Origin of the sequence: Rhodomicrobium sp. R_RK_3, from assembly GCF_002198715.1 — a bacterium.
Lineage (GTDB): Bacteria > Pseudomonadota > Alphaproteobacteria > Rhizobiales > Rhodomicrobiaceae > R-RK-3.
On record NZ_MWLK01000036.1, the window covers coordinates 120,185 to 143,737 of the forward strand.

Annotated in this window: 23 protein-coding genes and 1 pseudogene; 17 read left to right on the forward strand and 7 right to left on the reverse strand. The window is 64.1% G+C overall.

The window, feature by feature from the left end:
* Nucleotides 1-5: 5 nt before the first annotated feature.
* The 3 genes from BLEFHOIH_RS22225 (at nt 6) to BLEFHOIH_RS22235 (ending at nt 2,699) form a co-directional block, all read left to right on the forward strand.
* Nucleotides 6-872: a TauD/TfdA family dioxygenase gene (locus tag BLEFHOIH_RS22225; RefSeq protein ID WP_088348475.1), complete on the forward strand. Its 867-nt coding sequence runs from the start codon at nt 6-8 to the stop codon at nt 870-872.
* 8 nt (nt 873-880) lie between these two features.
* The gene (locus tag BLEFHOIH_RS22230; protein ID WP_088348232.1) at nt 881-2,290 is read left to right on the forward strand and encodes an FAD/NAD(P)-binding protein; all 1,410 of its coding nucleotides are present in this window, start codon (nt 881-883) and stop codon (nt 2,288-2,290) included.
* A 109-nt stretch (nt 2,291-2,399) separates the two neighbouring features.
* Nucleotides 2,400-2,699: a hypothetical protein gene (locus BLEFHOIH_RS22235; protein ID WP_088348233.1), complete on the forward strand. Its 300-nt coding sequence runs from the start codon at nt 2,400-2,402 to the stop codon at nt 2,697-2,699.
* A gap of 98 nt (nt 2,700-2,797) precedes the next feature.
* Here the strand turns inward: BLEFHOIH_RS22235 and typA are convergent, their stop codons facing one another.
* On the reverse strand, nt 2,798-4,615 hold the full coding sequence (gene typA / locus BLEFHOIH_RS22240) for a translational GTPase TypA (RefSeq protein ID WP_088348234.1): 1,818 nt from the start codon (nt 4,613-4,615) through the stop codon (nt 2,798-2,800).
* On the reverse strand, nt 4,612-5,241 hold the full coding sequence (locus tag BLEFHOIH_RS22245) for a hypothetical protein (RefSeq protein ID WP_125461861.1): 630 nt from the start codon (nt 5,239-5,241) through the stop codon (nt 4,612-4,614). Before BLEFHOIH_RS22245 ends, typA begins: the two co-directional genes overlap by 4 nt.
* 367 nt (nt 5,242-5,608) lie before the next feature.
* Between BLEFHOIH_RS22245 and BLEFHOIH_RS27580 the strand changes: the two genes are divergently transcribed.
* The gene (locus BLEFHOIH_RS27580) at nt 5,609-6,076 is read left to right on the forward strand and encodes a papain-like cysteine protease family protein (RefSeq protein WP_280950402.1); all 468 of its coding nucleotides are present in this window, start codon (nt 5,609-5,611) and stop codon (nt 6,074-6,076) included.
* A gap of 78 nt (nt 6,077-6,154) precedes the next feature.
* Here the strand turns inward: BLEFHOIH_RS27580 and BLEFHOIH_RS22255 are convergent, their stop codons facing one another.
* Together BLEFHOIH_RS22255 and BLEFHOIH_RS22260 are read right to left on the reverse strand one after the other, a co-directional pair.
* Nucleotides 6,155-6,508, reverse strand: coding sequence for a DUF1428 domain-containing protein (locus BLEFHOIH_RS22255; protein WP_088348237.1), 354 nt, complete (start codon nt 6,506-6,508; stop codon nt 6,155-6,157).
* Nucleotides 6,509-6,627: 119 nt separating this feature from the next.
* A complete protein-coding gene (locus tag BLEFHOIH_RS22260; protein ID WP_088348238.1) occupies nt 6,628-8,124 on the reverse strand; it encodes a diguanylate cyclase in 1,497 nt (498 codons plus the stop codon).
* 248 nt (nt 8,125-8,372) lie between these two features.
* Here BLEFHOIH_RS22260 and BLEFHOIH_RS22265 point away from each other — a divergent pair, with 248 nt between their 5' ends.
* The 8 genes from BLEFHOIH_RS22265 (at nt 8,373) to BLEFHOIH_RS22300 (ending at nt 16,180) form a co-directional block, all read left to right on the forward strand.
* The gene (locus tag BLEFHOIH_RS22265) at nt 8,373-9,203 is read left to right on the forward strand and encodes a DUF2059 domain-containing protein (RefSeq protein WP_088348239.1); all 831 of its coding nucleotides are present in this window, start codon (nt 8,373-8,375) and stop codon (nt 9,201-9,203) included.
* Nucleotides 9,204-9,526: 323 nt separating this feature from the next.
* Nucleotides 9,527-10,510: a sulfate ABC transporter substrate-binding protein gene (locus tag BLEFHOIH_RS22270; RefSeq protein ID WP_210191752.1), complete on the forward strand. Its 984-nt coding sequence runs from the start codon at nt 9,527-9,529 to the stop codon at nt 10,508-10,510.
* A 105-nt stretch (nt 10,511-10,615) separates the two neighbouring features.
* Nucleotides 10,616-11,182: an alpha/beta hydrolase gene (locus tag BLEFHOIH_RS22275; RefSeq protein ID WP_088348241.1), complete on the forward strand. Its 567-nt coding sequence runs from the start codon at nt 10,616-10,618 to the stop codon at nt 11,180-11,182.
* 129 nt (nt 11,183-11,311) lie between these two features.
* Nucleotides 11,312-12,313 carry a sulfate ABC transporter substrate-binding protein gene (locus tag BLEFHOIH_RS22280; protein WP_088348242.1) on the forward strand — a complete coding sequence of 334 codons (1,002 nt, stop codon included), beginning with the start codon at nt 11,312-11,314 and terminating at the stop codon, nt 12,311-12,313.
* 1 nt (nt 12,314) lies between these two features.
* The gene (cysT, locus tag BLEFHOIH_RS22285) at nt 12,315-13,151 is read left to right on the forward strand and encodes a sulfate ABC transporter permease subunit CysT (protein ID WP_088348243.1); all 837 of its coding nucleotides are present in this window, start codon (nt 12,315-12,317) and stop codon (nt 13,149-13,151) included.
* On the forward strand, nt 13,151-14,038 hold the full coding sequence (gene cysW, locus BLEFHOIH_RS22290; RefSeq protein ID WP_088348244.1) for a sulfate ABC transporter permease subunit CysW: 888 nt from the start codon (nt 13,151-13,153) through the stop codon (nt 14,036-14,038). Before cysT ends, cysW begins: the two co-directional genes overlap by 1 nt.
* Before the next feature lie 103 nt (nt 14,039-14,141).
* Nucleotides 14,142-15,239, forward strand: a complete 1,098-nt coding sequence (locus BLEFHOIH_RS22295) for a sulfate ABC transporter ATP-binding protein (RefSeq protein ID WP_088348245.1) — start codon at nt 14,142-14,144, stop codon at nt 15,237-15,239.
* Nucleotides 15,236-16,180 (forward strand): CysB family HTH-type transcriptional regulator, encoded by a 945-nt coding sequence (locus BLEFHOIH_RS22300; RefSeq protein WP_088348246.1) that lies wholly within the window; start codon nt 15,236-15,238, stop codon nt 16,178-16,180. The genes BLEFHOIH_RS22295 and BLEFHOIH_RS22300 overlap by 4 nt, the downstream gene beginning before the upstream one ends.
* Before the next feature lie 103 nt (nt 16,181-16,283).
* On the opposite strand, the gene BLEFHOIH_RS22305 is transcribed toward BLEFHOIH_RS22300, so the two are convergent.
* Nucleotides 16,284-17,672, reverse strand: a complete 1,389-nt coding sequence (locus BLEFHOIH_RS22305; protein ID WP_088348247.1) for an aminotransferase — start codon at nt 17,670-17,672, stop codon at nt 16,284-16,286.
* Between the two features lie 398 nt (nt 17,673-18,070).
* Here BLEFHOIH_RS22305 and BLEFHOIH_RS27440 point away from each other — a divergent pair.
* Nucleotides 18,071-18,532 (forward strand): annotated as a pseudogene (locus BLEFHOIH_RS27440) (DUF1499 domain-containing protein); the annotation flags it as partial.
* A gap of 169 nt (nt 18,533-18,701) precedes the next feature.
* Here BLEFHOIH_RS27440 and BLEFHOIH_RS22315 read toward each other — a convergent pair.
* Both BLEFHOIH_RS22315 and BLEFHOIH_RS22320 read right to left on the reverse strand, forming a co-directional pair.
* On the reverse strand, nt 18,702-19,628 hold the full coding sequence (locus tag BLEFHOIH_RS22315; protein ID WP_088348249.1) for an MBL fold metallo-hydrolase: 927 nt from the start codon (nt 19,626-19,628) through the stop codon (nt 18,702-18,704).
* A gap of 185 nt (nt 19,629-19,813) precedes the next feature.
* Nucleotides 19,814-20,404, reverse strand: coding sequence for an XRE family transcriptional regulator (locus BLEFHOIH_RS22320; protein WP_245297151.1), 591 nt, complete (start codon nt 20,402-20,404; stop codon nt 19,814-19,816).
* A gap of 269 nt (nt 20,405-20,673) precedes the next feature.
* On the opposite strand from BLEFHOIH_RS22320, the gene BLEFHOIH_RS22325 reads away from it, so the two are divergent.
* Genes BLEFHOIH_RS22325 through BLEFHOIH_RS22340 form a run of 4 tightly spaced genes read left to right on the forward strand, consistent with a single transcriptional unit; the run spans nt 20,674 to nt 23,501 of the window.
* The gene (locus BLEFHOIH_RS22325; RefSeq protein ID WP_088348251.1) at nt 20,674-20,988 is read left to right on the forward strand and encodes a 2Fe-2S iron-sulfur cluster-binding protein; all 315 of its coding nucleotides are present in this window, start codon (nt 20,674-20,676) and stop codon (nt 20,986-20,988) included.
* A gap of 24 nt (nt 20,989-21,012) precedes the next feature.
* A complete protein-coding gene (locus BLEFHOIH_RS22330) occupies nt 21,013-21,369 on the forward strand; it encodes a DUF2849 domain-containing protein (RefSeq protein WP_088348252.1) in 357 nt (118 codons plus the stop codon).
* A complete protein-coding gene (locus BLEFHOIH_RS22335) occupies nt 21,356-23,011 on the forward strand; it encodes a nitrite/sulfite reductase (protein WP_088348253.1) in 1,656 nt (551 codons plus the stop codon). Before BLEFHOIH_RS22330 ends, BLEFHOIH_RS22335 begins: the two co-directional genes overlap by 14 nt.
* A complete protein-coding gene (locus tag BLEFHOIH_RS22340; RefSeq protein ID WP_088348254.1) occupies nt 22,998-23,501 on the forward strand; it encodes a DUF934 domain-containing protein in 504 nt (167 codons plus the stop codon). The genes BLEFHOIH_RS22335 and BLEFHOIH_RS22340 overlap by 14 nt, the downstream gene beginning before the upstream one ends.
* Nucleotides 23,502-23,553 lie beyond the last annotated feature (52 nt).

Sequence of the window (23,553 nt, forward strand, 5' to 3'; positions counted from 1 at the left end):
CATTGATGAGCTTTGAAATCCGCAATCTGGACGCACCGCTCGGCGCGGAAATCCTTGGCCTCGACCTGTCCGAAGTCCCGCATGAAGCCGAGCTCGGCCATATCCGGCAGGCGCTCGCCGAACGCGGCGTGCTGGTCTTCCGCGATCAGTCGCGGCTGACGCCGGAGGAGCACATCGCCTTCAGCCGAACGTTTGGTCCGCTGCAGATCCATATCCAACACCATTTCCACCATCCGCAGCACCCGGAAATCCTGGTCGTCTCCAATGTCGTCGAGAATGGGAAGCCGATCGGCCTCGCCGATGCCGGCCGCTATTGGCATTCCGACCTCTCCTATGTCGCCGAGCCGAGTCTGGGTTCGCTGCTGCACGCCCAGGAATTGCCGGACGAAGGCGGCGACACGCTGTTCGCCAATCAGGTCGCGGCCTACGAGTCGCTGCCGGCCGAACTGCGCGAGCGCATCGACGGCCTGCAGGCCGTACACAGCTACGAGGCGCGCAACAGGGCGCAGCAGGCGGTGTCGGGCGACAAGCGCCCCGGCCTGACCGAGGCCCAGCGCGCCAGCGTGCCGCCGGTTACGCATCCGGTGGTGCGCGTGCATCCAGAGAGCGGGCGCAAGGCGCTTTTCGTGAACGAGGGCTTCACCACCCATATCGTCGGCCTGCCGGAGGATGAAAGCCGGGCTCTGCTCGAGGAGCTGTTCACCGTCTCGGTCGCCGAGCGCTTCATCTATCGCCATCGCTGGCAGCCGCATGATCTCGTCTTCTGGGACAACCGCCAGACGGTGCATTTGGCGACGCCCTTCCCGCAGCACTACCGGCGCAAGCTCTACCGCACCACCGTGCAGGGCGATGTCCCCGCCGGGCCGAATTAGGCGCCGCCATGGGCGATCAGAAAACCATCGCGGTGATCGGCGGCGGCATGAGCGGCCTGATCTGCGCCATTCACCTGCTGCTGAAATCCTCCGGCGGCGGCCCGCGCGTCTTTCTGATCGAGCAGGGGACGGCTTTTGGCGTCGGCGCCGCCTATTCGACGCATAATGTCGACCATCTCCTGAATACCCGCGCCGCCAATATGAGCCCGTTCCCGGACCGCCCCGGCCATTTCCTGGAATGGCTGCGGATGCGGCCGGAGATCACGGCGGCGAGCGGCGCCTCCTTCGTCTCGCGCCGCCTCTATGGCGACTATCTGCAAAGCCTGTTGCGCGACGCCGCCTGCGGGCCGGACGCGGCGGGGCGGTTCTATCTGGTGCCGGACGAGGCGGTGCGGCTGGAGCGGGAGGGCGGCGGCTTCAAACTGCATTTGCGGGTCGGCAAGGTGCTGCCCGTGGATGCAGTGGTGCTGGCGACCGGCAATCCGCCGCCGCACCGGCCGAATATCCGGGCGGAGGCGTTTTTCGACAGCGCCCGCTATATCGACGATCCCTGGGACCCCGCCGCCTTCGACGCCGTCGAGCCCGGCGATGCGATCCTGATGCTCGGCACCGGCCTCACCATGATCGATGTCGTGCTGACGCTGAAGGCGCGCGGCCATGCCGGGCCATTGACGGCGCTGTCGCGGCGCGGGCTGCTGCCGCGCCGGCATGTGCTCCAAAGCCAGGCCGCTCAACTCGCCACGCCGGCGCTGCCGCCTCACTTGTCCGGCGCGCTGGCCAGCGTGCGGCGGGCCATTCGCGAGGCGGCCGGCAAAGGCGCGGGCTGGCAGGATGTGATGGACACGCTGCGCCCCGTCACTTCGGCCTATTGGCGGGATCTGCCGTTAAGCGCCAAGCGGCGCTTCCTGCGGCATTTGCGGCCCTGGTGGGGCGCGCATCGCCATCGCCTCGCCCCGCAAGTGGCCGACCGACTGGAGGCCCTCATCCGCGACCGCAGCCTGGCGGTGCGCCGGGGACGGCTGATCGAGATCAACCTCGACGAACGCTCCGGCGGCCCGCCGGTCTCCGCCGCCTGGGAGACGCCGCGTGGCAAGCGCCTGCATGGCATGAAGGTGCATCACGTCGTCAATTGCACCGGGCCGGGCGGCGATCCGACGCTGTCGCGATCCGAATTGCTGCGCGGACTGATCGCCTCGGGCCTTGCGCGGCCGGACCATCTTCGCCTCGGCCTCGATGTGGATGCCGGTGGGCGGCTGATCGCCCGCGACGGCGCGGTGGCCGATACGCTGTTCGCGCTCGGGCCGCCGACGCGCGGCATGTTCTGGGAATCCACCGCCGTTCCGGACATCCGCGACTATGCCGAGGCGGTGGCTGCTTCCGCGCTGCAAACGCTCGGCCGCGACGCGATCCCGGCCTGATCTGCCGCCCAGAACGATTTTCGCCTGTCGCCATCCCGCCCGTAATGCATTAATTTACGCGCGGTGAATTGCGCGCCGGTTTGTCCGGCCCTTGGGGGGAGTTGCGCAGATGGGCGTCTTCATCCGGATTTTGGTCCTGCTGATCGCAGGCATCGGCGCGGCGCAGGCGGGCGGCGAATGGCGCGGCGGCGAGGACGAGATCATCGCCGACGGTCCGGTCTCCTTCGCCAAGGGCTGCTATTGGCATCGCGGCGTACGCTATTGCAGCAGCTACTGCTATCTCGAAATCAACGGCAAGCGCTATTGCCACGAGCGCGAGAGCCAGGCCGTACCGCAGGGCCGCCTTTACAATCAGGAGCGCCCGACGGTCGAAGAGATCTACCGCCAGCCGCGCGGCTATTACCGATAGGACGAGCGCCTCCCCTGTACGATTGCGGCCTCAGCCTTTCAGGGAAGCCCTCTCCCCTCGGAGAGAGGGCTTAAATCTGTCGCCACGGAGCACCCGGATCAGCCGACCGCCAAGCGTTCGGCCTTCTTGCGCTCGTTCGGGTCGAGATGCAGCTTGCGCAGCCGGATCGACTGCGGGGTGATCTCCACCAGCTCGTCGTCCTGGATATAGGCGAGCGCGACTTCCAGCGTCATCTTCATCGGGGGCGTCAGCAAAATATTGTCGTCCCGGCCCGAGGCGCGGACGTTGGTCAGCTTCTTGCCCTTCAGCACGTTCACTTCCAGGTCGTTCGAGCGGGTGTGCTCGCCGATGATCATGCCCTGATAGACCTTGGTCTGCGGCGGGATCATCATCGGGCCGCGATCTTCCAGATTCCACAGTGCATAGGCGACCGCTTCGCCCTGGCCGTTGGAGATCAGCACGCCGGTGCGGCGGCCGGCGATCTCGCCCTTATAGGGCGCGTAGGCGTGAAACAGCCGGTTCATCACCGCCGTGCCGCGCGTATCGGACAGAAGCTCGCTCTGGTAGCCGATCAGACCGCGCGTCGGCACGTGGAACACCAGCCGCTGGCGTCCGCCGCCCGAAGGGCGCATCTCGATCAGGTCGGCCCGGCGCTCGCCGAGCTTCTGCACCACGGCGCCGGTATATTCCTCGTCGACGTCGATGATGACTTCCTCGATCGGCTCCAGCCGCTGGCCCGTCACCGGGTCGGACTGCATGACGACGCGCGGGCGCGACACCGTCAGCTCAAAGCCTTCGCGGCGCATGGTCTCGATCAGGATGGCGAGCTGCAACTCGCCGCGCCCTGCGACTTCGAAGGCGTCGATGTCGGCGGTCTGCGAGATCTTTAGGGCCACATTGCCCTCGGCCTCGCGCATCAGCCGGTCGCGAATGACGCGGCTCTGCACCTTGTCGCCCTCGAGGCCGGCGAGCGGGCCGTCATTGATGCGGAAGGTCATCGACAGGGTCGGCGGGTCGATCGGCTGGGCGTGGATGGCGGTCGTTACCTCCATCGCGCAAATCGTGTCGGCGACAGTCGCCTGCGCAAGCCCGGCAATGGCGACGATCTCGCCGGCGGATGCCTCCTCGACAGGCACGCGCTCCAGGCCGCGGAAGGCCAGCACCTTGGAGGCGCGGCCCTGCTCGATCAGCTTCCCCTCGCGCGACAGCGCCTTGATGCTCATGCTCGGCGTGATGCGGCCGGCGCTGATGCGCCCGGTCAGGATGCGGCCGAGATAGGGATCGGCCTCGATGGTGGTCGCCAGCATCTGGAAGGCGCCCTCGCCGGTCTGCGGCGGCGCGACATGCTTCAAAACCAGGTCGAACAGCGGCGCCATGCCCTCTTTCGGGCCGTCGGGCGACAGCGCCATCCAGCCTTCCTTGGCCGAGCCGTATAGAATCGGGAAGTCGAGCTGATGCTCATTGGCGTCAAGCGCGGCGAACAGATCGAAGACCTCGTTGATGACTTCGTCGTGGCGCTCGTCCGGCTTGTCGATCTTGTTGATGGCGACGATCGGGCGGAGGCCGACCTTCAGCGCCTTGGAGACCACGAATTTGGTCTGCGGCATCGGGCCTTCCGAGGCGTCGACCAGCACGATGGCGCCGTCGACCATGTTCAGGATGCGCTCGACCTCGCCGCCGAAATCGGCGTGGCCCGGCGTATCGACGATGTTGATGCGCGTGTCCTTCCACAACAGCGAAGTCACCTTCGCCAGAATGGTGATGCCGCGCTCGCGCTCGAGATCGTTGGAATCCATGGCGCGCTCAGCCACGCGCTGATTGTCCCGGAACGAGCCGGACTGGCGCAGCAAAACGTCGATCAAGGTGGTTTTGCCATGATCGACGTGGGCGATAATCGCAATATTTCTTAAATTCATGGGCTCTGTTGCTGTCCTGCAAGCGTGGCTTGCCGTTCCTTGCGTTTGAGGGCCTCGGGCGTGGCGCCGTCGCGCTTCTGTCGTTTCATGCGGTGGATGAGGATCGGCCGAGAGGGTTCCTCAAGGTCGAACTCATCGAGAAAATGCTCGCGGATTGCCAGAAAGGCCTCCCAGATCTCACCGCGCGCCTTGAAGCGTTGTTCAGCCGTCGGCGTGCCTTGGCGCGGATCGAGGCCCTCCATCACCACCCTTATATGGTGCAGAGACGAGTAAGGGTAAAGCCCAATCAGCTCTTCGGTCTCACCGACATTGCAATAAACGATGCGCATGGTGTCGATTGTTTCCGATAGTTGCCTTGCCGCGCGCAGATAATCCTCAAGCTCGGGCTTTTCGAGATGGCAATAATAGATCAGCTCGCCCTTGGTGCGGACGATGTCGTTCCATTGCTCGCGCAGGTTCTGCAGGAACGTCGTGCGCTTCTGGTAGACCGAGGCCATATAGGCCGCGATGACCGTCACGATCAACAGCGAGGTGTCGCGGATGACGTCGTAGACGCTGAGCGCCCACGCATTGCCTGAGAGCTTCGCCGCCAGCGTCAGGCCGATCAGCACGATCAGGCCGGTCATCACATAAGCCAAAATGCGGTTCTGCGTCTTCCGCGTCATACGCCCTCACCCCGTGCCAAAGCGCCCCAGGGGAGGGTTTAGGGGAGAGGGTGGGGGAGGTAAAGGGGTTTTGGCTGGGTGGCGATGGCGGTCCGGGCGCTTGCTGGATCTTCTCACGGAGCGGGTTTTGACTTAATATGTAGTATTAGTCAAAATATTACTCATAATGATCCCCGCTAAAGCGCAAAACGAAAATTATTATTTATATTCATGGAGTTTGATCATGTTCCAGTGCACGCGAATTATATTAAGTTGCATTTTGCTGCTGAGTGCCGGACGGGCGCATGCACAAGTTCCACCCCCGGTGGACATACCAATTCCGAATCTAATGCAGGAGACCCAGGTATGGTGTTGGGCAGCCGTCGCCCAACAAATTATCCATTTTGTACGCGGACCGGCGCAGACACCGGCTCGATGCGCGTTGGTCGCGATGGCAAATGGGGCTCATCCGCAATTTTGCTGCAACCAACGTAATCCCGCATGCGTACGAACCGGGTCCATACAGCAGATTAGCGCTTTGATAGGCCAATTTGGTGGACGATTCGCTGCCTATGCCCCTCCCGCCGATCCGATGACTGTCTATCAGACGCTTGCCTCGGGTAGGGCCATTATTCTTCATATCCGTTCCGGGATGAGCACGTCCCACGTAGTGGTGTTGCGTGGAATGTCATTCATATTCACGCCGCAAGGCATTCAGCCCGTGCTGCATATAAACGACCCACTTGCATACTACACGCAGCCAGTCCTGTTCGCGCAGCTTGCTCCTCTTTGGATCGAGGCGCTGGTCATCAACTGACGCGGCGACGAGGCTGAAAGCAGCCCCGGAGAGTGCAATCAGCCCTGTCCGGGGCCTGCTCGCGCGGCCGTGCCTCCCCTATCTCTCCACAATCACCTCGAACCCGCCATAGATCATGCGCTTGCCGTCGAACGGCATCGGGTTGACGCCTGGGGCCATGCGCGGGTCCTCCATGACGCGCTTCATGCCGGCATCGCGGGCGGCGCGGTCGGCCCAGAGCACCCAGGAGAACACCACCGTCTCGTCCTCCTTGCACTTCACGGCCAGCGGGAACGACGTCACCTCGCCGGGCGGCACGTCGTCGCCCCAGCATTCGACGACCTTCAGCGCGCCGTGATCCCGAAAGATCACCGCCGCGTCCTCGGCGTGCTTCTTGAAGATCGCTCTATTGGCGGTCGGAACGGCTACGACAAATCCATCGACATAGGTCATGAGAGGCGTCTCCTTTGCTGTGTGCCTGCCCCCAAGGACGCATCAGCCACCGCCCTGCCGACAAGGCCCCGCGCAAAAAAAGCGCCATGGTTGGAACCGCGGGAAGGCTCCGCCAACCGTCACGCCGCCTCGGCCTGCCCGGAGACGATCCGGTTCCGTCCGTCATGTTTCGCCTGATAGAGATTGCGGTCGGCGATATCCATCAATTGCTCGGCGGTCAGCTTGCCGCCGGGGTCCAGCACCGCGATGCCGCCGCTGATGCTCACCGACGATCCCGGCGCCGGGCTGACATGGGGTATCCGCAATTCGCGGATGGCGGCCTCGACCAGTTCGGCGGTCTGGCGCGCGCCGCCGAGATCGGTGTCGGGCAGCAGCATGGCGAATTCCTCGCCGCCATAGCGCGCGACCATGTCGTATGGGCGCCGGCAGCAGGATTGCAGCGCGGCCGCGATGTGCCGGAGGCAATCGTCGCCAGCCGGGTGTCCGTATTGGTCATTGAACGGCTTGAAGAAATCGACGTCGAAGAGCAGCAGGGCGAGCGGCCGCCCGTGCCGATGGGCGATGGCGAGGTGAATGGCGAGATTGGCGTCGAAGGCGCGCCGGTTCGGGATCTCGGTCAGCGCGTCCTGACGCGAGAGCTGCTCCAGCGCCGCATTGGCAGACCTGAGCTGAGTCGAGGCGTGCTCGAGCTGGGCGGTGCGCAATTGCACCCGCTGTTCGAGTTCGGCATTGAGGCTGGAGATTTCCGCGTCCCGGTGCTGGCGCACGACATCGAGATCGTGGAGCGTATTGGCGGTCCAGGCGACGGCGATGCTCATCAGCACCATGAGGGCGAGGCCGAATTCAGAATAGTACAGATCGCGCCGCTGTCCGGCGAGGCACAGCCAGCCGAGCGACAGCAGGATCAGCGGCAGCGCCGGAAGCAGCCTGCGGGCGACGATACCGCCCGCCGTGTCGCTGCCGGCGATGCGCGCGAAGCCATATTGGGTATCGGCCGCCCAAACCGCGAAGGAGAGGATAATGAAGGACAAGGCGGTGTTCAGCGCCATCGAATTGTAATTGCCGACCTGATAGAGCACCGCGACGCCATAGGCATAGCCGATTATGCCGAGCACCGAGATGAAGAGCACCGGCACCACGAGCCAATGCGTCCAATTCGCCGCCCAGGGCCTTCTGTCCCTGAACACCCATAGCGCGCTTCCCAGCAGCAGGAAGGCGAGCGCGGTGGCGGGCGACATCCGGCCGGGCGTCGCCCCGGTCTTCAGCGAGCCATGGTCGAGGAAAAGCAACTGGTCGATGCCGAAATCGAGGGTGAAGAGATATTCGGCGAGGCTCAGCGCGCCGAGCAGCACGACGAAGAGCGCAAGCCCCCGCGCGATGCGGAACGGTCGCGATCCCGGCTCCGAGCGATAGAGCAGCAGCAGGGCGACCGCCGCCGCCAGCCCGCCCACCGCCGTATTCACCTTCATGGTGACGAGGCCCGGCAGGACGCTCTTCAGCGTGGGAATGTCGAAGGTCCAGCCGAGGATCACCGCGCCGTTGATGCAGACGGCAAAGCCGATGGCGGCCCGGACAAACCGATCCATCCATTTGCGATAGTTTTTTCCTGGGGTCATGGACGCTTTCGGCGATCGACCGCGCAATATCGAACGCAGTCAAACCCTAGGCGATGCGACCTTCCCTGGGCCTTAAGCTGAAAGGGTGCATTGGATTGAACCTCTTAAGGCTTGCAGCCGCGGGTGAATATTTCGCCGCCCGCCCTTAGAGTTTCTTCACAGCTTGGGCCGAGTCTGCGTGGACTCTTGCCCCCAGACAGCGCGCGCACAGGCAAAAAGCCTACGCCAAGCCAAATGTGGAGTAAAACATGCCAGTGTTAAAGATTACGGCAATCATCATTGCTTCATGGCTGGCTCCGAATAGCGCGATTGCCTATAGCGCGCTGCAAAATCAGGAGCTGATCGACAAGTCCGGCCTGGCCGCAACCCTCAAAGAACTGCCCGGAGCGATGCAGTCGAGCGTCGGCGCGATGCGCCAGCAGGGGATGCAGATCGACCAGAAATTCGAGAAGGCCTGGACCGACGCGGCGCGAACGGCCTTCGGTCCGGAGCAATCGCTCGCCATCATCGATCAGGGCCTGCAGAAGCTGCTGACGCCGGAGGACAAGGCGGCGCTGCTGCAGCATTACAATTCACCGCTCGGCCGCCGGATCAGCGCGTTGGAGGTCAAGGCCGCCCAGCCGGGCGAGCAGGCCAAGGCGCAAGCCTATGCGCAGACGCTGCTGGCGGATCCCGGCAAGAACGCGGACCGGCTGGCGCTCTATCGGGCGATCGACAAAGCCAGCGGCGCCACCGCGACCGTCACCAACATTTCGATCAACATCGCGACCGCCATGACCACCGGCATGGCCAGCGCGACGCCCGGGCCGAAAGTCGATACGGGCGCGATCCGGGCCCAGATCGAAAAACAGCGCAGCGCGATGAGCCAGAAACTGGCGGCCGCGACGCTGGCCAGCATGGCCTATACCTATCGCGACCTGTCGGCCCAGGATCTCACCGCCTATCTTGCCTTTCTGAACAGTCCGGCGGGCAAGACGCTGAACGCGGGCGTCGGCACATTGCTCAACCAGGCGCTGGCCCTGCAGTCGGAGGATTTCGGGCGGCAGCTCGCGAAGAATCTCGGCCGCAAGGGCGTTTAGGGCGGGCCCCGTCTAAGCGGCCCCCAAACGATTACGCCTCGCGGTCAGGCGGCAAGGCTGCGGCAAGTCCAGACCCGAAACTGAAGACTGTCCGGCGGCTTTGCCACCCCGCCAATACCCGGAACCCGCCACCTGCCCCGCCGTTGACCGGGGCGCATCGGTTTGCGCCAAGCTCTGAGCGCGGCCGGCCCCCGCCCTGGAATAAGCTTATACGATCTTATTCGTTTGGGTCCGCGAGACCGCCACATAAGCTCAAACTGCTCATAACCGAACTGGAGCTAACAATGTTTCCAATGATTTTCCGGCGTGGCCTTGTCGGCGCGATGCTTCTCGCGAGCCTTGCAAGCCTGCCCGCCGCCGCGCAGACTGAAAAAGCGCTGCTCAATGTTTCCTACGACCCGACGCGCGAACTCTATGCCGACTTCAACAATGCCTTCAGCAAATATTGGAAGGAGAAGACCGGCGAAGTGGTCAAGATCAGCCAGTCGCATGGCGGATCGGGCAAGCAGGCGCGCACCATCATCGACGGGCTCGAAGCCGACGTCGCGACCCTGGCGCTCGCCTATGACATCGACGAGATCGCTGAACGGTCGGGCAAGCTCCCCAAGGATTGGCAGACCCGTCTGCCGAACAACAGTTCGCCCTACACCTCGACCATCGTTTTCCTGGTCCGCAAGGGCAACCCGAAGGGCATCAAGGATTGGAACGATCTGGCCAAGCCGGGCGTGTCCGTTATCACCCCGAACCCGAAGACGTCGGGCGGCGCGCGCTGGAACTATCTGGCGGCTTGGGGCTACGCGCTGAAGACCAATGGCGGCGACGAGGCCAAGGCCAAGGAATTCCTCGCGGCCATCTTCAAGAACGTGCCGGTGCTCGATAGCGGCGCGCGAGGCTCGACCACAACCTTCGTTCAGCGCGGTCTCGGCGATGTGCTGCTGGCCTGGGAGAACGAGGGCTTCCTGTCGATCAATGAATTCGGCCCCGATAAGTTCGAGGTCGTCGTCCCCTCGCTTTCGATCCTTGCCGAGCCGCCGGTGACGCTGGTCGACGAAGTCGCCAAGAAGCACGGCACGACCGACGTGGCGAAGGCCTATCTGGACTATCTCTACTCGCCCGAGGGCCAGAAGCTCGCCGCCAAGCATTATTACCGGCCGCGCAAGCCCGAGCTCGCCGACCCGGCCGACAATGCCCGCTTCCCGAATGTGACGCTCTTCACCATCGACGATGTCTTCGGCGGCTGGCAGAAGGCCCAGAAGACGCATTTCGCCGATGGCGGCACCTTCGACGAGATCTATCAGCCGAAATAACCGCCTCCCACATCGTCGTCGACGACCAGCGGTTAAACTGTGTGCCGTCTCTACCCAAAGCTCGGTGAGACGGCACATTTTTCCTGTCACGATGGGGGACCCGCCATGCAGCGAATCCTGATCCTCCCCGGCCTGCGCGGCAGCGGACCGCGCCATTGGCAGAGCTGGTTCGAAAAGCGCCTGACCCATTCCATCCGTGTCAACCAGCGCGACTGGAACACGCCCGATCTCCCCGTCTGGTCCGAGCGCGTGCGTCTCGAGATCGAACGCGCGCCCGGTCCCGTTCTGCTCGTCGCGCACAGTTTCGGCTGTCTCGCCGCCATCCACGCCAGCAGCCACGCGAGCACCCGCATTGCCGGTGCCATGCTGGTCGCCCCGGCCGATCCCAAAATGTTCGGCATCGAGCCGCAGGTGCCGAAAGACCCGCTCCGCTTCCCCGCCATCGTGGTCGCCAGCGAAACCGATTGCTGGATCAGCCTTGGCAAAGCCCGGTCTTTGGCGCAAAGCTGGGGCGCGGAATTCGTCAATGCGGGGGCCGCCGGACATATCAATGTCGCCTCCGGCCATGGGCGATGGCCGGAGGGGCTGGATATTCTGAAACGGCTGCAACATTCGGCCATGACCGGCGTTGTCCGCGCGCGGTCCGGAAATGCGGCTTTGATCTCGGGCTGAAGCCTGCCCGGATGCCGTCCTGCCCACCGTCCATTGCACGGACCGGAATATCGATAGAAGAATTTCTTCTTTAGAGGCCTGTCCGCCCTCACATAGCTTTAGTGGCGAAATTTTGGCAAAGAGGTGACAATGCTCTCGCGCGTATTCTCCTGGGCAGGCTTCGTGCTGGCCTTTGTTTTCCTCACGGCCTACACGGCCCTGGCGCAGACCACCATTCTGAACGTCTCCTATGACGTCTCGCGCGAGCTCTATAAGCAGATCAACCCGGCCTTCATCGACGCCTGGAAGGCCAAGACCGGCGAGACCGTCACCGTCAACCAGTCGCATGGCGGCTCCAGCAAGCAGGCCGCTTCCGTCGCGGAAGGGCTGGACGCAGACGTCATCACCATGAACCAGGCGCCGGACATCGATTTCCTGGCGGACAAGGGCCTCGTGGCGAAGGACTGGAAGTCGAAATTTCCCAATGACGCAGCGCCTTACACCTCGGTGTCGGTCTTCCTGGTGCGCAAGGGCAATCCGAAAGGCATCAAGGATTGGTCCGACCTCGCCAAGCCCGGCATCAGCGTCATCGTTCCCAATCCGAAGACCTCGGGCAATGGCCGCTACACCTATCTCGCCGCCTGGGGCTATGCGCTGGAAAATCTCGGCGGCGCCGATGCGGCCAAGGATTTCGTCAAGAAGCTATTCGGCAACGTGCCGGTGTTCGACGGTGGCGGCCGGGGTGCGACCACGACCTTCAGCCAGCGCGATGTCGGCGACGCGCTCGTCACCTTCGAGAACGAGGCGCGGCTGATCGCGGTCGAGTTCGGCGCGGACAAGTTCGATATCGTCTACCCCTCGCTGAGCGTCGAGGCGCCGGCGCCGGTCGCCATAAACGAGAAAGTTGTCGACAAGAAGAAGACCCGCGAAGTGGCAACCGCCTATCTCAACTTCTTGTATTCTCCTGAAGGTCAGGCCATCATTGCCAAGTACGATTTTCGTCCGCGCGACGAAGCCGTGCTGCGTGCCAATCAAGCAAAGTTCCCGCCGGTCAAGACGTTCGACGTCGAGAAGCTGATCGGCTCCTGGGCCGATGTGCGCAAGACGCATTTCGCGGATGGCGGGATCTACGACCAGATCTCGGTGAAGTAACATGGCGGCAGCCGCATCGCGGAGGGTGCTCCCCGGCTTCGGGCTGACCCTCGGCTATACCGTGGGCTATCTCTCCCTGATCGTGCTGATTCCGCTATCGGCCGCGCTGATCAAGACGTTCTCGCTGAGCTGGGAGCACTTTTGGCAGATCGTCACCGCGCCTCGCGTGGTGGCGTCCTACAAGCTCAGCTTCGGCACTTCGCTGCTGGCGGCGGCCATCAATTCCGTGTTCGGATTGATGCTGGCCTGGTCGCTGGTGCGCTACAGCTTCCCCGGCAAGCGCATCATCGACGCGCTTGTCGATCTGCCTTTCGCCCTGCCGACCGCCGTCGCGGGCATCGCGCTGACGGCGATCTATGCCGGCAATGGCTGGATCGGCCAGTTCACCGAGCCGCTCGGCCTGAAGATCGCCTTCACCCCGATCGGCATCCTGATCGCGCTCGTCTTCATCGGCCTGCCTTTCGTCGTGCGCACCGTCCAGCCGGTGCTGCAGGATCTCGAAGCCGAATATGAGGAAGCCGCCGCCAGCCTCGGCGCCAATCGCTGGCAGACTTTTACCCGCGTCGTCTTCCCGCTGCTGCTGCCGGCCCTGCTGACCGGCTTCGCGCTCGCCTTCGCGCGGGCGGTCGGCGAATATGGTTCGGTGATCTTCATCGCCGGCAATCTGCCGATGATCTCCGAAATCACCCCGCTCATCATCATCACCAAGCTGGAGCAATATGATTATGTCGGCGCGACGGCGGTGGCGACCGTGATGCTGTTCGTCTCCTTCGCGCTGCTGCTCGTCATCAACGGCCTGCAGGCCTGGACCTCGCGACGCATGGGGAGGGCCCGCTAATGGCCGGCGCCCTATCCAGTCTCGCCTTCGGCAGCGTTGGCGGTTCCGCCTTCGAGCGCCGCGCCGCGACGCGCGACCCCGCCTGGGTGAAATGGCTGATCCTCGGTCTGTCGCTGAGCTTCTTCGCCATCTTCATCCTGTTGCCGCTGATCGCCGTCTTCGTCGAGGCGCTGCGCAAGGGCTGGGGCACTTATATTACCGCGTTGAGCGAGCCTGACGCGCTGGCCGCCGTGCGCCTGACGCTGATCGCCGCCGCCATTGCCGTGCCGCTCAACCTGATCTTCGGCGTCTCCGCCGCCTGGGCGATCGCGAAATATCAGTTTCGCGGCAAGAATGCGCTAACCACGCTGATCGATTTACCGTTTTCCGTCTCGCCGGTCGTCGCGGGGCTGGTCTTCGTTCTGGTTTTCGGGGCGCAGGGCTGGTTCGGCAGTTGGCTCGGTGACCACAATATCCGCATCATCTTCGCGGTGCCCGGAATCGTGCTGGCGACCATCTTCGTCACCTTCCCCTTCGTTGCCCGCGAGCTGATCCCGCTTATGGAATCGCAAGGCCGCGAGGAGGAAGAGGCCGCCATCGTGCTCGGCGCCTCGGGCTTGCAGACATTTTGGCGCGTGACCTTGCCGAACATCAAATGGGGCTTACTTTACGGCGTGATCCTCTGCAATGCCCGGGCCATGGGAGAATTCGGCGCGGTTTCTGTGGTATCGGGCCATATCAGGGGACAAACCAACACTTTGCCGTTGCATGTGGAAATTGTGTATAATGAATATAATTTCGCGGCAGCCTTCGCCGTAGCTTCGCTCTTGGCGCTGCTCGCACTCTTTACCCTGATATTGAAGACGATCATTGAAGTGCGTGCCGCAAGTCAGGTCGCCAAAGCATGATCCGCAAAAATGGAAGCCGCTATTGCGGCGCGGGTCGTGCTCCAGATGAAAGTAGGAGCCGAGTTTGCGCTAGGAATGACGTCCAGGTTAAGAGAACGCACCAATGAGCATCGCGGTCAAGAACATCGAAAAATCATTCGGAAGCTTCCGCGCGCTCGACAATGTGTCGCTGGAATTTCCGACCGGTAAGCTGGTTGCTCTGCTCGGCCCGTCCGGCTGCGGCAAGACCACGCTTTTGCGCATCATCGCCGGCCTCGAATTCGCCGATGGCGGCCAGGTCATGCTCGACGGCGAGAACGCCTCCGACCGCAATGTGCGCGAGCGGCAGGTCGGCTTCGTCTTCCAGCATTACGCGCTGTTCCGCCATATGACGGTGTTCGAGAACGTCGCTTTCGGCCTGCGCGTCAGGAAGCGCCGCGACCGGCGCCCGGAGGCGGATATCCGCAAGCGCGTCAACGAATTGCTGGAACTGGTGCAGCTCGCATGGCTGCGCGACCACGTCCCCGCCCAACTCTCCGGAGGCCAGCGCCAGCGCATCGCCCTGGCGCGCGCGCTCGCGGTCGATCCGCGCGTGCTGCTGCTCGACGAGCCCTTCGGCGCGCTCGACGCCAAGGTGCGCAAGGAATTGCGCCGCTGGCTGCGCAAGCTGCATGAGGATCTGCATATCAGCTCGATCTTCGTGACCCACGACCAGGAAGAGGCGATGGAAGTCGCCGACGAGATCGTCGTCATGAACCAGGGCCGCGTCGAGCAGATCGGCAAGCCCGCCGACGTCTACGACAGGCCGGCGACGCCCTTCGTCTATGGCTTTCTCGGCGCCGCCAATGTGTTCGAGGGCCAAGTCGAGGGTTCGGACTTGCGCGTCGGCGAGGATTTGCTGCCGCTCGGCGGCAAGGAGGCGCCCGATGGCGCTACCTTCAAGGCGTTCAGCCGCCCGCATGAGATCGAGATCGAGCCGGACAGCCGCGACAGCCTCGGCGTGAAGGCGCGCATCAACCGCATCCTGAATGTCGGCGGCATGGCGCGGGTCGAACTGTCGGGTACGCAAGGCCGCAACGGCTCCACCGCGACGCATCTCTACGAGGTCGAGCTGCCGCGCGAACAGCTCGGCACGATGTCGCTCGAGGAGGGCCAGATCGTCCGCCTGCACGCGCCGCGTCTGGCGCTGTTCCCGTCCGCTCCGCCGGGCACGGTGCAATGAATTTCCAGCAGCTCCGGATCATCCGCGAAACCGTGAAGTGCAATTTCAACCTCACCGAGGTTGCCGCCGCGCTTTACACATCGCAATCCGGGGTCAGCAAGCACATCAAGGATCTGGAGGACGAACTCGGCATCGAGCTGTTCGTGCGGCGCGGCAAGCGCCTGCTCGGGCTCACCGAACCCGGCAAGGACCTCACCGCCATCGTCGACCGGATGCTGCTCGACGCCGCCAACATCAAGCGGCTCGCCCAGCAATTCGCCAACAGCCAGCGCGGCGAGCTGACCGTCGCCACCACCCACACCCAGGCGCGCTATGCGCTCCCCCCGGCGGTTGCGGCGTTCAAGAAACAGTTCCCCGAAGTGCGGCTGGTGCTGCACCAGGGCAGCCCGACCGAAATCGCCGCCATGCTGCTCGACGGCGAGGCCGCCATCGCCATCGCCACCGAATCGCTGATCGACAGCCCCGACATCCTGCCCTTTCCCTATTATTCCTGGCACCACGCCCTGGTCGTGCCGGAGGACCATCCGCTCACGCGGGCCGACCCGCTGACGCTGGAGGACATCGCGAAATGGCCGATCATCACCTATCACGAGGGCTTCACCGGCCGCAGCCATATCGACGAGAAATTCGCCGCGGCCGGCCTGTCGCCCGACATCGTCATGGCCGCGCTCGACGCCGACGTCATCAAGGCCTATGTCGAGCTTGGCATGGGGGTCGGCATCATGGCCTCGATGGCCTTCATCGCCGAGCGCGACAAGCCGCTGCGCCTGCTCGACTGCTCGCATCTGTTCGAGAAGCAGACCTCCCGCATCGCCGTCCGCCGCGGCCGCTACCTGCGCGGCTACGCCTATCGCTTCATCGAGCTGTGCGCGCCGAAGCTGACCGAGCAAGTCGTGCGCGGCGGCGCGGCCATCGACCGCGACGGAGAGGGCGACGAGTAGCGCGAGCCCATCGGCCTACGACGCAGTTTTCCGCAACGGTCACGGATCGGCACCCGGACGGCGGGCCGTCCGGGTGCCGGCGCGGGTAACCGCCTCCGGCGATCTACGCAACCTCCCGCAGCTTTTCCTGATGCACGAAGGCTTCGGTCCGCTCCAATGCGCGGTCCAGCCGGTCGAACAGCGCGTTGATCTCGCCGCCGTCGATGATCAGCGGCGGGCAGATGGCGAGCGTGTCGCCGAGGGCGCGCAGTATCAGGCCCTCCTGCTCGCAGAAATTCGCCAGCTTGGCGCCGACGCCCTGGCGCGGAGCGAATTGCCGCTTCGTCTCCTTATCCGCCACCAGTTCGACGCCGCCCAGCAGCCCGACGCCGCGCACCTCGCCGACCAGCGGATGATCGCGCAGCGCCTTCAGCCGGGTCTGGAAAATCTGCGCCACGGCGCGGACATGGGCGGGGATGTTGTCGCGCTGGTAGATTTCCACAGCTTTCACGCCGATCGCCGCCGACATCGGGTGGCCGGAATAGGTGAAGCCATGCGCGAACGTGCCGATCTTGCGGCTTTCGTCCAGCATCGCCTGATAGACATCCTCCGACACGGTGATGGCACCGAGCGGCGCATAGGCGGAGGTCAGCCCCTTGGCCATGGAGATGGTATCGGGCTGCAAATTGTAGGTCTGCGAGCCGAACATCTGCCCGGTGCGGCCAAAACCGCAGATCACCTCGTCGACGATGAACAGGATGTCGTATTTGGCCAGCACCTGCTGAATGGCGGCGAAATAGCCGGCGGGCGGCAGAATCACTCCGCCCGCGCCCTGCACCGGCTCGGCGATGAAGGCGGCGACCGTGTCCGGCCCTTCGAGTTGGATCATGCTGTCGAGTTCGCGCGCCAGCCGCTGTGAGAACGCCTCCTCGGTCTCCGACGGCAGCGCATCGCGGTAGTAATAGGGCGCGGTCAGATGCCGGGTCCAGGTGAAGGGCAGGTCGAAATCGAGATGGTTGTTCGGCAGGCCGGTCAGGCTGGCGGAGGCGAGCGTCACGCCGTGATAGGCGCGCTTGCGCGAGATGATCTTTTTCTTCTGCGTCAGGCCGCGCGCATTATTGTAGTACCATGCGAGCTTGATCTGGGTGTCGTTGGCCTCCGAGCCGGACGAGGTGAAGAAAATCTTTGAGGCGGGCGCGGGCGAAATCTCCTTCAGCTTTTCCGCCAGCTCGATGGCCGGGTCGTGGCTCTTGCCGCCGAACAGATGGCCGGATGCCAGCCGCGAAAGCTGCTTGTGGCCGGCCTCGATCAACTCTTGGTTGCCATAGCCGAGCGATGTGCACCACAGCCCGGCCATGCCCTCGATATAAGGCTTGCCGGCGGTGTCGTAGACATAGACGCCCTTGCCCGATTCCAGGATCAGCGGGCCGGTTTCGCGAAACGCCGCAAGGTTGGTGTAAGGGTGGATGAGAGTTTCGATATCGCGTGCGAGCGCATTCGCGCTGACCGTCATGGGGCAGGTCCTTCAATCCTGGCGCCGCAAGGCAGGCCCCCGCTTGAACATGGACTCACCGCGGGATTTGCGCCGGACGCCGATTTGCCCTTATTAACATAGGAATGGTAAAATAGCCCCCAAGCGGGAGAAGTGCGTTGCGGTATTATCTGCATGAATCGCGCAAGGCGGTCTGGAGTCAGCGGATCGCTCTGCTGTTTCTGGTGCTCTTCGCGATCACCTTCGGGCTGCATCGCGTCGGGGAGCTGCCGACGCCGGTGGCGATGAAGCTGTTCGGCTTCGCCGTTATCGGGGGTGTGATCGCGGTCGGGCTCGGGCTGATCGCGCTGGCCGCGATCTGGCGTGAGGGCTATACGGGCGCGGGCAAGGCGTTCGCCGGCGTGGTGTTCGGCTGCGTGATGCTGGCGGGGCCGATATGGTCGCTGCCGAGCCTGTTGGCGCTGCCGCGCATCCACGAAGTCAGCACCGACGTTCAAAGCCCGCCCGCCTTCGACAAGATCGCCGCGCTGCGCTCCGGCGCCGGCACCAATCTCGCCGCCTATCAGCGCGAGGAAGCCCCGCTCCAGGCCAAGGCCTATCCCGACATCAAGCCGCTGCCCGTCAACCGCCCCTCCGCCGACGCCTATACCGCCGTGCGCGAAGCGGTGAAGAAACTGGACTGGCGCATCGTCTCTGAGAACCCGCCGGTGCCCGGCAAGTCCGGCACCATCGAGGCGACCGACCGCTCGATGATCTTCGGCTTCACCGATGACGTGGTGATTCGCGTCTCCGGCGGCGGCAATTCGGCCAAGGTCGATGTGCGCTCGTCCGCCCGGCATGGCGATCACGATATGGGACGCAATGCGGAACGCGTGCGCGTGCTGTTCTCCGAGGTCAAGACGCGACTGAGCGCCCTCGACAAGACCGAGTCGATGGAGAAGGCCGTCGTGCTGCGCGATGCGCGCATGAAGAAGGCGCTGGAGAAGAAGGAGCGCGAGCGTCAGGAGGCCGAGCGCGAGGAGCGCCGCCGCCAGCTCCGCGCCGCTGCCCTCAGCCGCGAGCGTCAGATATCGAGTAGCGCGAATTCCGGCCAGGATGCGGGTCAGCAATCACCCGCCCAGTCGCGGCCAGCAACTCAAGATGCCCAAGCACAGAATAGGCGGCCGCGTCGCGCAAGGACTCCGCTAACGTTTCGTAAATTCTGGGAACAATTAGGTCAATAGTATCGAGCCCGTCGCGGATGCAGTCGAGGATCTGCTGCTCGCGCCAGCGCCGGTGCATGATGAAAGCCTTGACCAGACGCTGCGCCTGATCCACCCGGCCGCCGTGGCCGGGGAAATAGACGGTCTCCGGCCGCTGCAACAGCAGCTCCAGCGAGGCGATATAGTCGCCCATATTGCCTTCCGGTGGCGCGACGACCGTGGTGTTCCACCCCATGACGTGATCGCCGGAGAGCAGCGTCTCCGATCCGTTCAGGCCGAAGCTGAGATGATCCGGCGCATGGCCGGGCGTGAACACGGCTTCCAGCTCCCAATCCCCGCCCGCGATGCGCTCGCCGCCCTTTAGCGGCTGGTCGGGGATGAATTCGACATCGAGAATGTCGTCGCTTGTCGGGTGGAGCTTGGCGGCCTTGCGCGAGGCGGCGGTCGAGCCGAAGCCGAGCACGGGCGCGCCGGTCAGCTCGGCGAGTTTCGGCAGGCCGGCGGAATGGTCGCGATGCGTGTGGGTGAGGAAGATGTGCGAGACGCGCTCGCCGCGCTTGTCCAGCTCGGCAAAGATCGCCGCGCGGTGCGCCTCGTCATCAGGTCCGGGATCGATGAGCGCGACGCTGCCGGTGCCGACGAGATAGCTGTTGGTGCCCTTGTAGGTGAACGGGCCCGGATTGTTCGCCACCAGCCGCCGCAAGCCCGGCGCCACCAGCTCCGCGACCCCGTGCGTGAATTCGAACTCGCGCGAAAACGGCAATACGACGCTCATCTGAGGCTCCGGTTGGGGTGGCGGTCTCCGAAATCCCCGCGAAGGCGGGGATCCAGTACGCCGCAGCAATCGCGTTTAGGCGGTGCCAAATGACAAATGCCGCCCTTTACTGGATCCCCGCCTTCGCGGGGATTTCGGATAGATAAACTAGGTCGTGAAGGTCTGGTCCAGGTCCGATGCCGCAATTAAGCCGCGCCGCGATCCATGGACAGGCCTGCGGCGGCGATCGGGCCGAGCAGGTTCACCATCAGCGCCGTGACGGGCTCCGCGCCGTCATTGAGAATGCGGTGCGGACGGTCGCCGGCATAGCGCGCGGTCTCGCCGGTGGCGATGGTGAATGTCTCGCCGCCCGAGGTGACCGAAACCGTCCCGCGCAGTACGGTCAGATTCTCCACCGATCCCGGCGGGTGCGGCTCGCTCTCCAAAACGCCGCCCGGCTCGGCCTCGAAATAATACCATTGCACCAGCTCGACGCTCTTGATCCAGCCGATGATGCGCAGCCGACAGCGGCCGTCGTCGCTGAGCAGCACCGGCGTGCCGGAGGGGCCGAGCTTCTCGATCAAGGCCGGCGCCTCCTCGCCGCGCAGAATATCCTCGATCGGCGCATTCAGCGCCCGCGCCAGCTTGTAGAGCGTGCCGAGCGTCGGGTTGGTCTCGTTCTTCTCGATCTGCGAGATGATCGATTTCGCCACGCCCGATTGCTCGGACAAATCGCCGAGCGAATAATTATAGGCCCGTCTGAGCCGGTTGATCGTCTTGCCGAGCTTGGCCGCCATCTCAGGCGCCTCAGCCGCGGACGCTCCCTTTCGCATTGACATTTTTGTGCGATGACCTCATCTAGGAACTGTTCTATATAAAGAACGGATTGGTCGCCCGCACGGCGAAAAACGCGCATACACGCCGTGTTCAGAGCGCGGAACTGGGATGAATTTATCATCGGCGTTCGTTTCTGAAAACAAAATTCGGAAAACCTACCGCTCGCCGATGTGCTTGTTCCAGGATTGAACCTGTGTGCGCGAATTCTATCCGCCAAAAGGAGCCGCTCTTGGGTTCGCTTGTCGTCACCGACCGGAAGGGTTTGACCCGCGAAGTCGAAGCCGTCGAAGGCTGGCGGATTATGGAAATTCTGCGCGAGCATGGCCTCGGCATCGAGGGCACCTGCGGCGGCGCCTGTAGCTGCGCCACCTGCCACGTCATCATCGCCGACGATTGGGCCGGGCGCCTGCCGCCGCCCCGCGACGATGAGATCGATATGCTCGATACCGTGCCCGGCTTATATGACGGATCGCGTTTGGCCTGCCAACTCATCTGGGACGAGGACATGGACGGGCTGAGACTGACCATCGGTCAGCAATCGTAAAAATTTCCTGTGGGGAGTGGGTCAATGGCCAAGCGAGCCGAACTGCAAATCGTCACCGCAAATCACCTGCTCGAGGGTCACTCGGTGTTCCTCGGCGAGGACGGCTGGACGGCGGATCATCACGCCGCCCGCATCGCCGCGACGCCGGAAGAATCGGCGGAGCTGGAAGCGCTCGGTCGGGTGGACGAGGCGGGCAACATCGTCGTCGGCGTCTATCTGGTCGACGTGGCGCTTGACGCCAGCGGCGATCCCGAGCCAATTCACTACCGTGAAAAAATGCGGGTGCGCGCGATTCCGTCCTTCTGGCCGGATCCGGTAAAGGCACGTCCGCAGAGCTTGCGGCCGCGCGGCGACGGAGAGGCGCATCATGTATCGCTATGACGAGTTCGACACCCAATTTGTCCGCGAACGCGTCAGCCAATTTCGCGGACAGGTCGAACGGCGCCTCACCGGCGCGCTGAACGAGGACGAGTTCCGGCCGCTGCGGCTGATGAACGGCCTCTATCTGCAATTGCACGCCTATATGCTGCGCGTCGCCATTCCTTATGGCACGCTGTCGGCGCATCAGATGCGCCAGCTCGGCGCCATCGCCGATAAATACGACCGCGGCTACGGCCATTTCACCACCCGGCAGAACATCCAGTTCAACTGGCCCAAGCTGAAGGACGTGCCCGACATTCTCGACGATCTCGCCGATGTCGAGATGCACGCCATCCAGACCTCGGGCAATTGCATCCGCAATGTCACCGCCGACCCCTATGCGGGCGTCGCGGCCGACGAGATCGCCGATCCGCGCCCGACCGGCGAATTGCTGCGGCAATGGTCGAGCAACCACCCCGAGTTCTCATTCCTGCCGCGCAAGTTCAAGATCGCGCTGACCGGCGCGCGCGCGGACCGCGCGGTGATAAAATTCCACGATATCGGCCTGCGCCTCGTCGAGGGCGAGGGCGGCCAGCTCGGCTATGAGGTCTGGGCCGGCGGCGGTCTCGGCCGCACGCCGATGATCGGCATCAAGGTGCGCGATTTCGTGCCGACCGCCGATCTGTTGCGCTATGTCGAGGCGATCATGCGCGTCTACAACGCGGAAGGCCGCCGGGACAATAAGTACAAGGCGCGCATCAAGATCCTGATCCACGAAAAGGGCGGCGAGGATTTCCGCGCCGAGGTCGAGCAGGAATTTGCCCGCATCGCGCATGACCCGGCCGCGCCCGTCGAAAAGGAATTGGCGCGCATCCAGGCATTCTTCGCGCCGCCCGCCTATGAGGCGCTGCCCGCCGAGAGCGAGGCTCTGGCGAAGGCGAAGCTGGCCAATCCGAATTTCGCCCGCTGGGTGCGTGTGAACACGCGGGCGCATAAGGCGCCGGGCTATACCATCGCCGTCATCTCGCTGAAGCCGAAGGGCGGCGTGCCGGGCGATGCGACCGGCGACGAGATGCGCGTCATGGCCGACGCCGCCGACGCCTACAGCATGAGCGAATTGCGCGTCTCCGCCGAGCAGAACATCGTCTTGCCGAACGTGAAGGCGTCCGATTTGTTCGCGCTCTGGCAGATGCTGGACCGCGCCGGCCTCGCCTCCTCCAATGCCGAGCTGATTTCCGACGTCGTCTCCTGCCCCGGCATGGATTATTGCGCGCTGGCGACGGCCCGCTCGATCCCGATCGCGCAGGAGATCACCGAGCGCTTCGCCGAGCCCGTGCTGCAGGAGCAGATCGGCCCGATCCGCATCAAGATTTCCGGCTGCATCAATGCCTGCGGCCACCACCATGTCGGCGATATCGGCATCCTAGGCCTCGAAAAGACCGGCGCCGAAGCCTATCAGATCACGCTCGGCGGCGATCCGACCGAAAGCGCCGCTATCGGCGAGCGCTCCGGCCCCGGCTTTCCGGCGGAGGGCGTGGTCGATGCCATCGAGCGGCTGATCCACTTCTATCTCGGCCGCCGCGAAGACGGCGAGACCTTTAAGCAGACCTATCACCGCCTCGGCCATTCCGTGATGAAGGACGCGCTCTATGCCTCTCATTAAGGACGGCCATTTCGTCGCCGACGACTGGTCGCGGCCGGTCGAGGGTGAGCCGGCCGTGGCGGGCGCGAAACTGATCCTGGCCTTCGCTCGGCTGGAGGCGGAGGCCTCCGACTTGATCGAGGCGGGTCATGCGGTCGGCGTGGAGATCACCAACGACACCGATCCGGCGGCGCTGGAGCCGTGGTTCGACCGGCTGGCGCTGATCGTCGTGCCGTTCCCGAGGGCCGCCGACGGGCGCGGCTTTTCCATAGCGACGCGCCTGCGCCGCCTTGGCTATCGCGGCGAATTGCGCGCCAGCGGCCACCTGATCGCCGACCAGTACACGCTGGCCCGGAGCTGCGGCTTCGACACCGTGGAAATTTCCGACGCCCAGGCCGCCCGCCAGCCCGAGCCGCATTGGCTCGAAGCCGAGCACGCCATGAGCCTCGCCTATCAGCGCGGCTACGGCCCCTTGCGCAACATCCTCGGCGCCCGCTGGGCGGCGCAGTAGCTGGCACCTCCTTCCGTCGTCCCGGCCTTGAGCCGGGACCCAATCCCGCATC

Excerpts from the sequence above, each read along its gene's own strand:
- BLEFHOIH_RS22225 (WP_088348475.1), top strand. The coding sequence starts at position 6 with ATGAGCTTTGAAATCCGCAATCTGGACGCACCGCTCGGCGCGGAAATC.
- BLEFHOIH_RS22230 (WP_088348232.1), top strand. The coding sequence starts at position 881 with ATGGGCGATCAGAAAACCATCGCGGTGATCGGCGGCGGCATGAGCGGC.
- BLEFHOIH_RS22235 (WP_088348233.1), top strand. The coding sequence starts at position 2,400 with ATGGGCGTCTTCATCCGGATTTTGGTCCTGCTGATCGCAGGCATCGGC.
- typA (WP_088348234.1), bottom strand. The coding sequence starts at position 4,615 with ATGAATTTAAGAAATATTGCGATTATCGCCCACGTCGATCATGGCAAA.
- BLEFHOIH_RS22245 (WP_125461861.1), bottom strand. The coding sequence starts at position 5,241 with ATGACCGGCCTGATCGTGCTGATCGGCCTGACGCTGGCGGCGAAGCTC.
- BLEFHOIH_RS27580 (WP_280950402.1), top strand. The coding sequence starts at position 5,609 with ATGCAGGAGACCCAGGTATGGTGTTGGGCAGCCGTCGCCCAACAAATT.
- BLEFHOIH_RS22255 (WP_088348237.1), bottom strand. The coding sequence starts at position 6,508 with ATGACCTATGTCGATGGATTTGTCGTAGCCGTTCCGACCGCCAATAGA.
- BLEFHOIH_RS22260 (WP_088348238.1), bottom strand. The coding sequence starts at position 8,124 with ATGACCCCAGGAAAAAACTATCGCAAATGGATGGATCGGTTTGTCCGG.
- BLEFHOIH_RS22265 (WP_088348239.1), top strand. The coding sequence starts at position 8,373 with ATGCCAGTGTTAAAGATTACGGCAATCATCATTGCTTCATGGCTGGCT.
- BLEFHOIH_RS22270 (WP_210191752.1), top strand. The coding sequence starts at position 9,527 with ATGCTTCTCGCGAGCCTTGCAAGCCTGCCCGCCGCCGCGCAGACTGAA.
- BLEFHOIH_RS22275 (WP_088348241.1), top strand. The coding sequence starts at position 10,616 with ATGCAGCGAATCCTGATCCTCCCCGGCCTGCGCGGCAGCGGACCGCGC.
- BLEFHOIH_RS22280 (WP_088348242.1), top strand. The coding sequence starts at position 11,312 with ATGCTCTCGCGCGTATTCTCCTGGGCAGGCTTCGTGCTGGCCTTTGTT.
- cysT (WP_088348243.1), top strand. The coding sequence starts at position 12,315 with ATGGCGGCAGCCGCATCGCGGAGGGTGCTCCCCGGCTTCGGGCTGACC.
- cysW (WP_088348244.1), top strand. The coding sequence starts at position 13,151 with ATGGCCGGCGCCCTATCCAGTCTCGCCTTCGGCAGCGTTGGCGGTTCC.
- BLEFHOIH_RS22295 (WP_088348245.1), top strand. The coding sequence starts at position 14,142 with ATGAGCATCGCGGTCAAGAACATCGAAAAATCATTCGGAAGCTTCCGC.
- BLEFHOIH_RS22300 (WP_088348246.1), top strand. The coding sequence starts at position 15,236 with ATGAATTTCCAGCAGCTCCGGATCATCCGCGAAACCGTGAAGTGCAAT.
- BLEFHOIH_RS22305 (WP_088348247.1), bottom strand. The coding sequence starts at position 17,672 with ATGACGGTCAGCGCGAATGCGCTCGCACGCGATATCGAAACTCTCATC.
- BLEFHOIH_RS22315 (WP_088348249.1), bottom strand. The coding sequence starts at position 19,628 with ATGAGCGTCGTATTGCCGTTTTCGCGCGAGTTCGAATTCACGCACGGG.
- BLEFHOIH_RS22320 (WP_245297151.1), bottom strand. The coding sequence starts at position 20,404 with ATGGCGGCCAAGCTCGGCAAGACGATCAACCGGCTCAGACGGGCCTAT.
- BLEFHOIH_RS22330 (WP_088348252.1), top strand. The coding sequence starts at position 21,013 with ATGGCCAAGCGAGCCGAACTGCAAATCGTCACCGCAAATCACCTGCTC.
- BLEFHOIH_RS22335 (WP_088348253.1), top strand. The coding sequence starts at position 21,356 with ATGTATCGCTATGACGAGTTCGACACCCAATTTGTCCGCGAACGCGTC.
- BLEFHOIH_RS22340 (WP_088348254.1), top strand. The coding sequence starts at position 22,998 with ATGCCTCTCATTAAGGACGGCCATTTCGTCGCCGACGACTGGTCGCGG.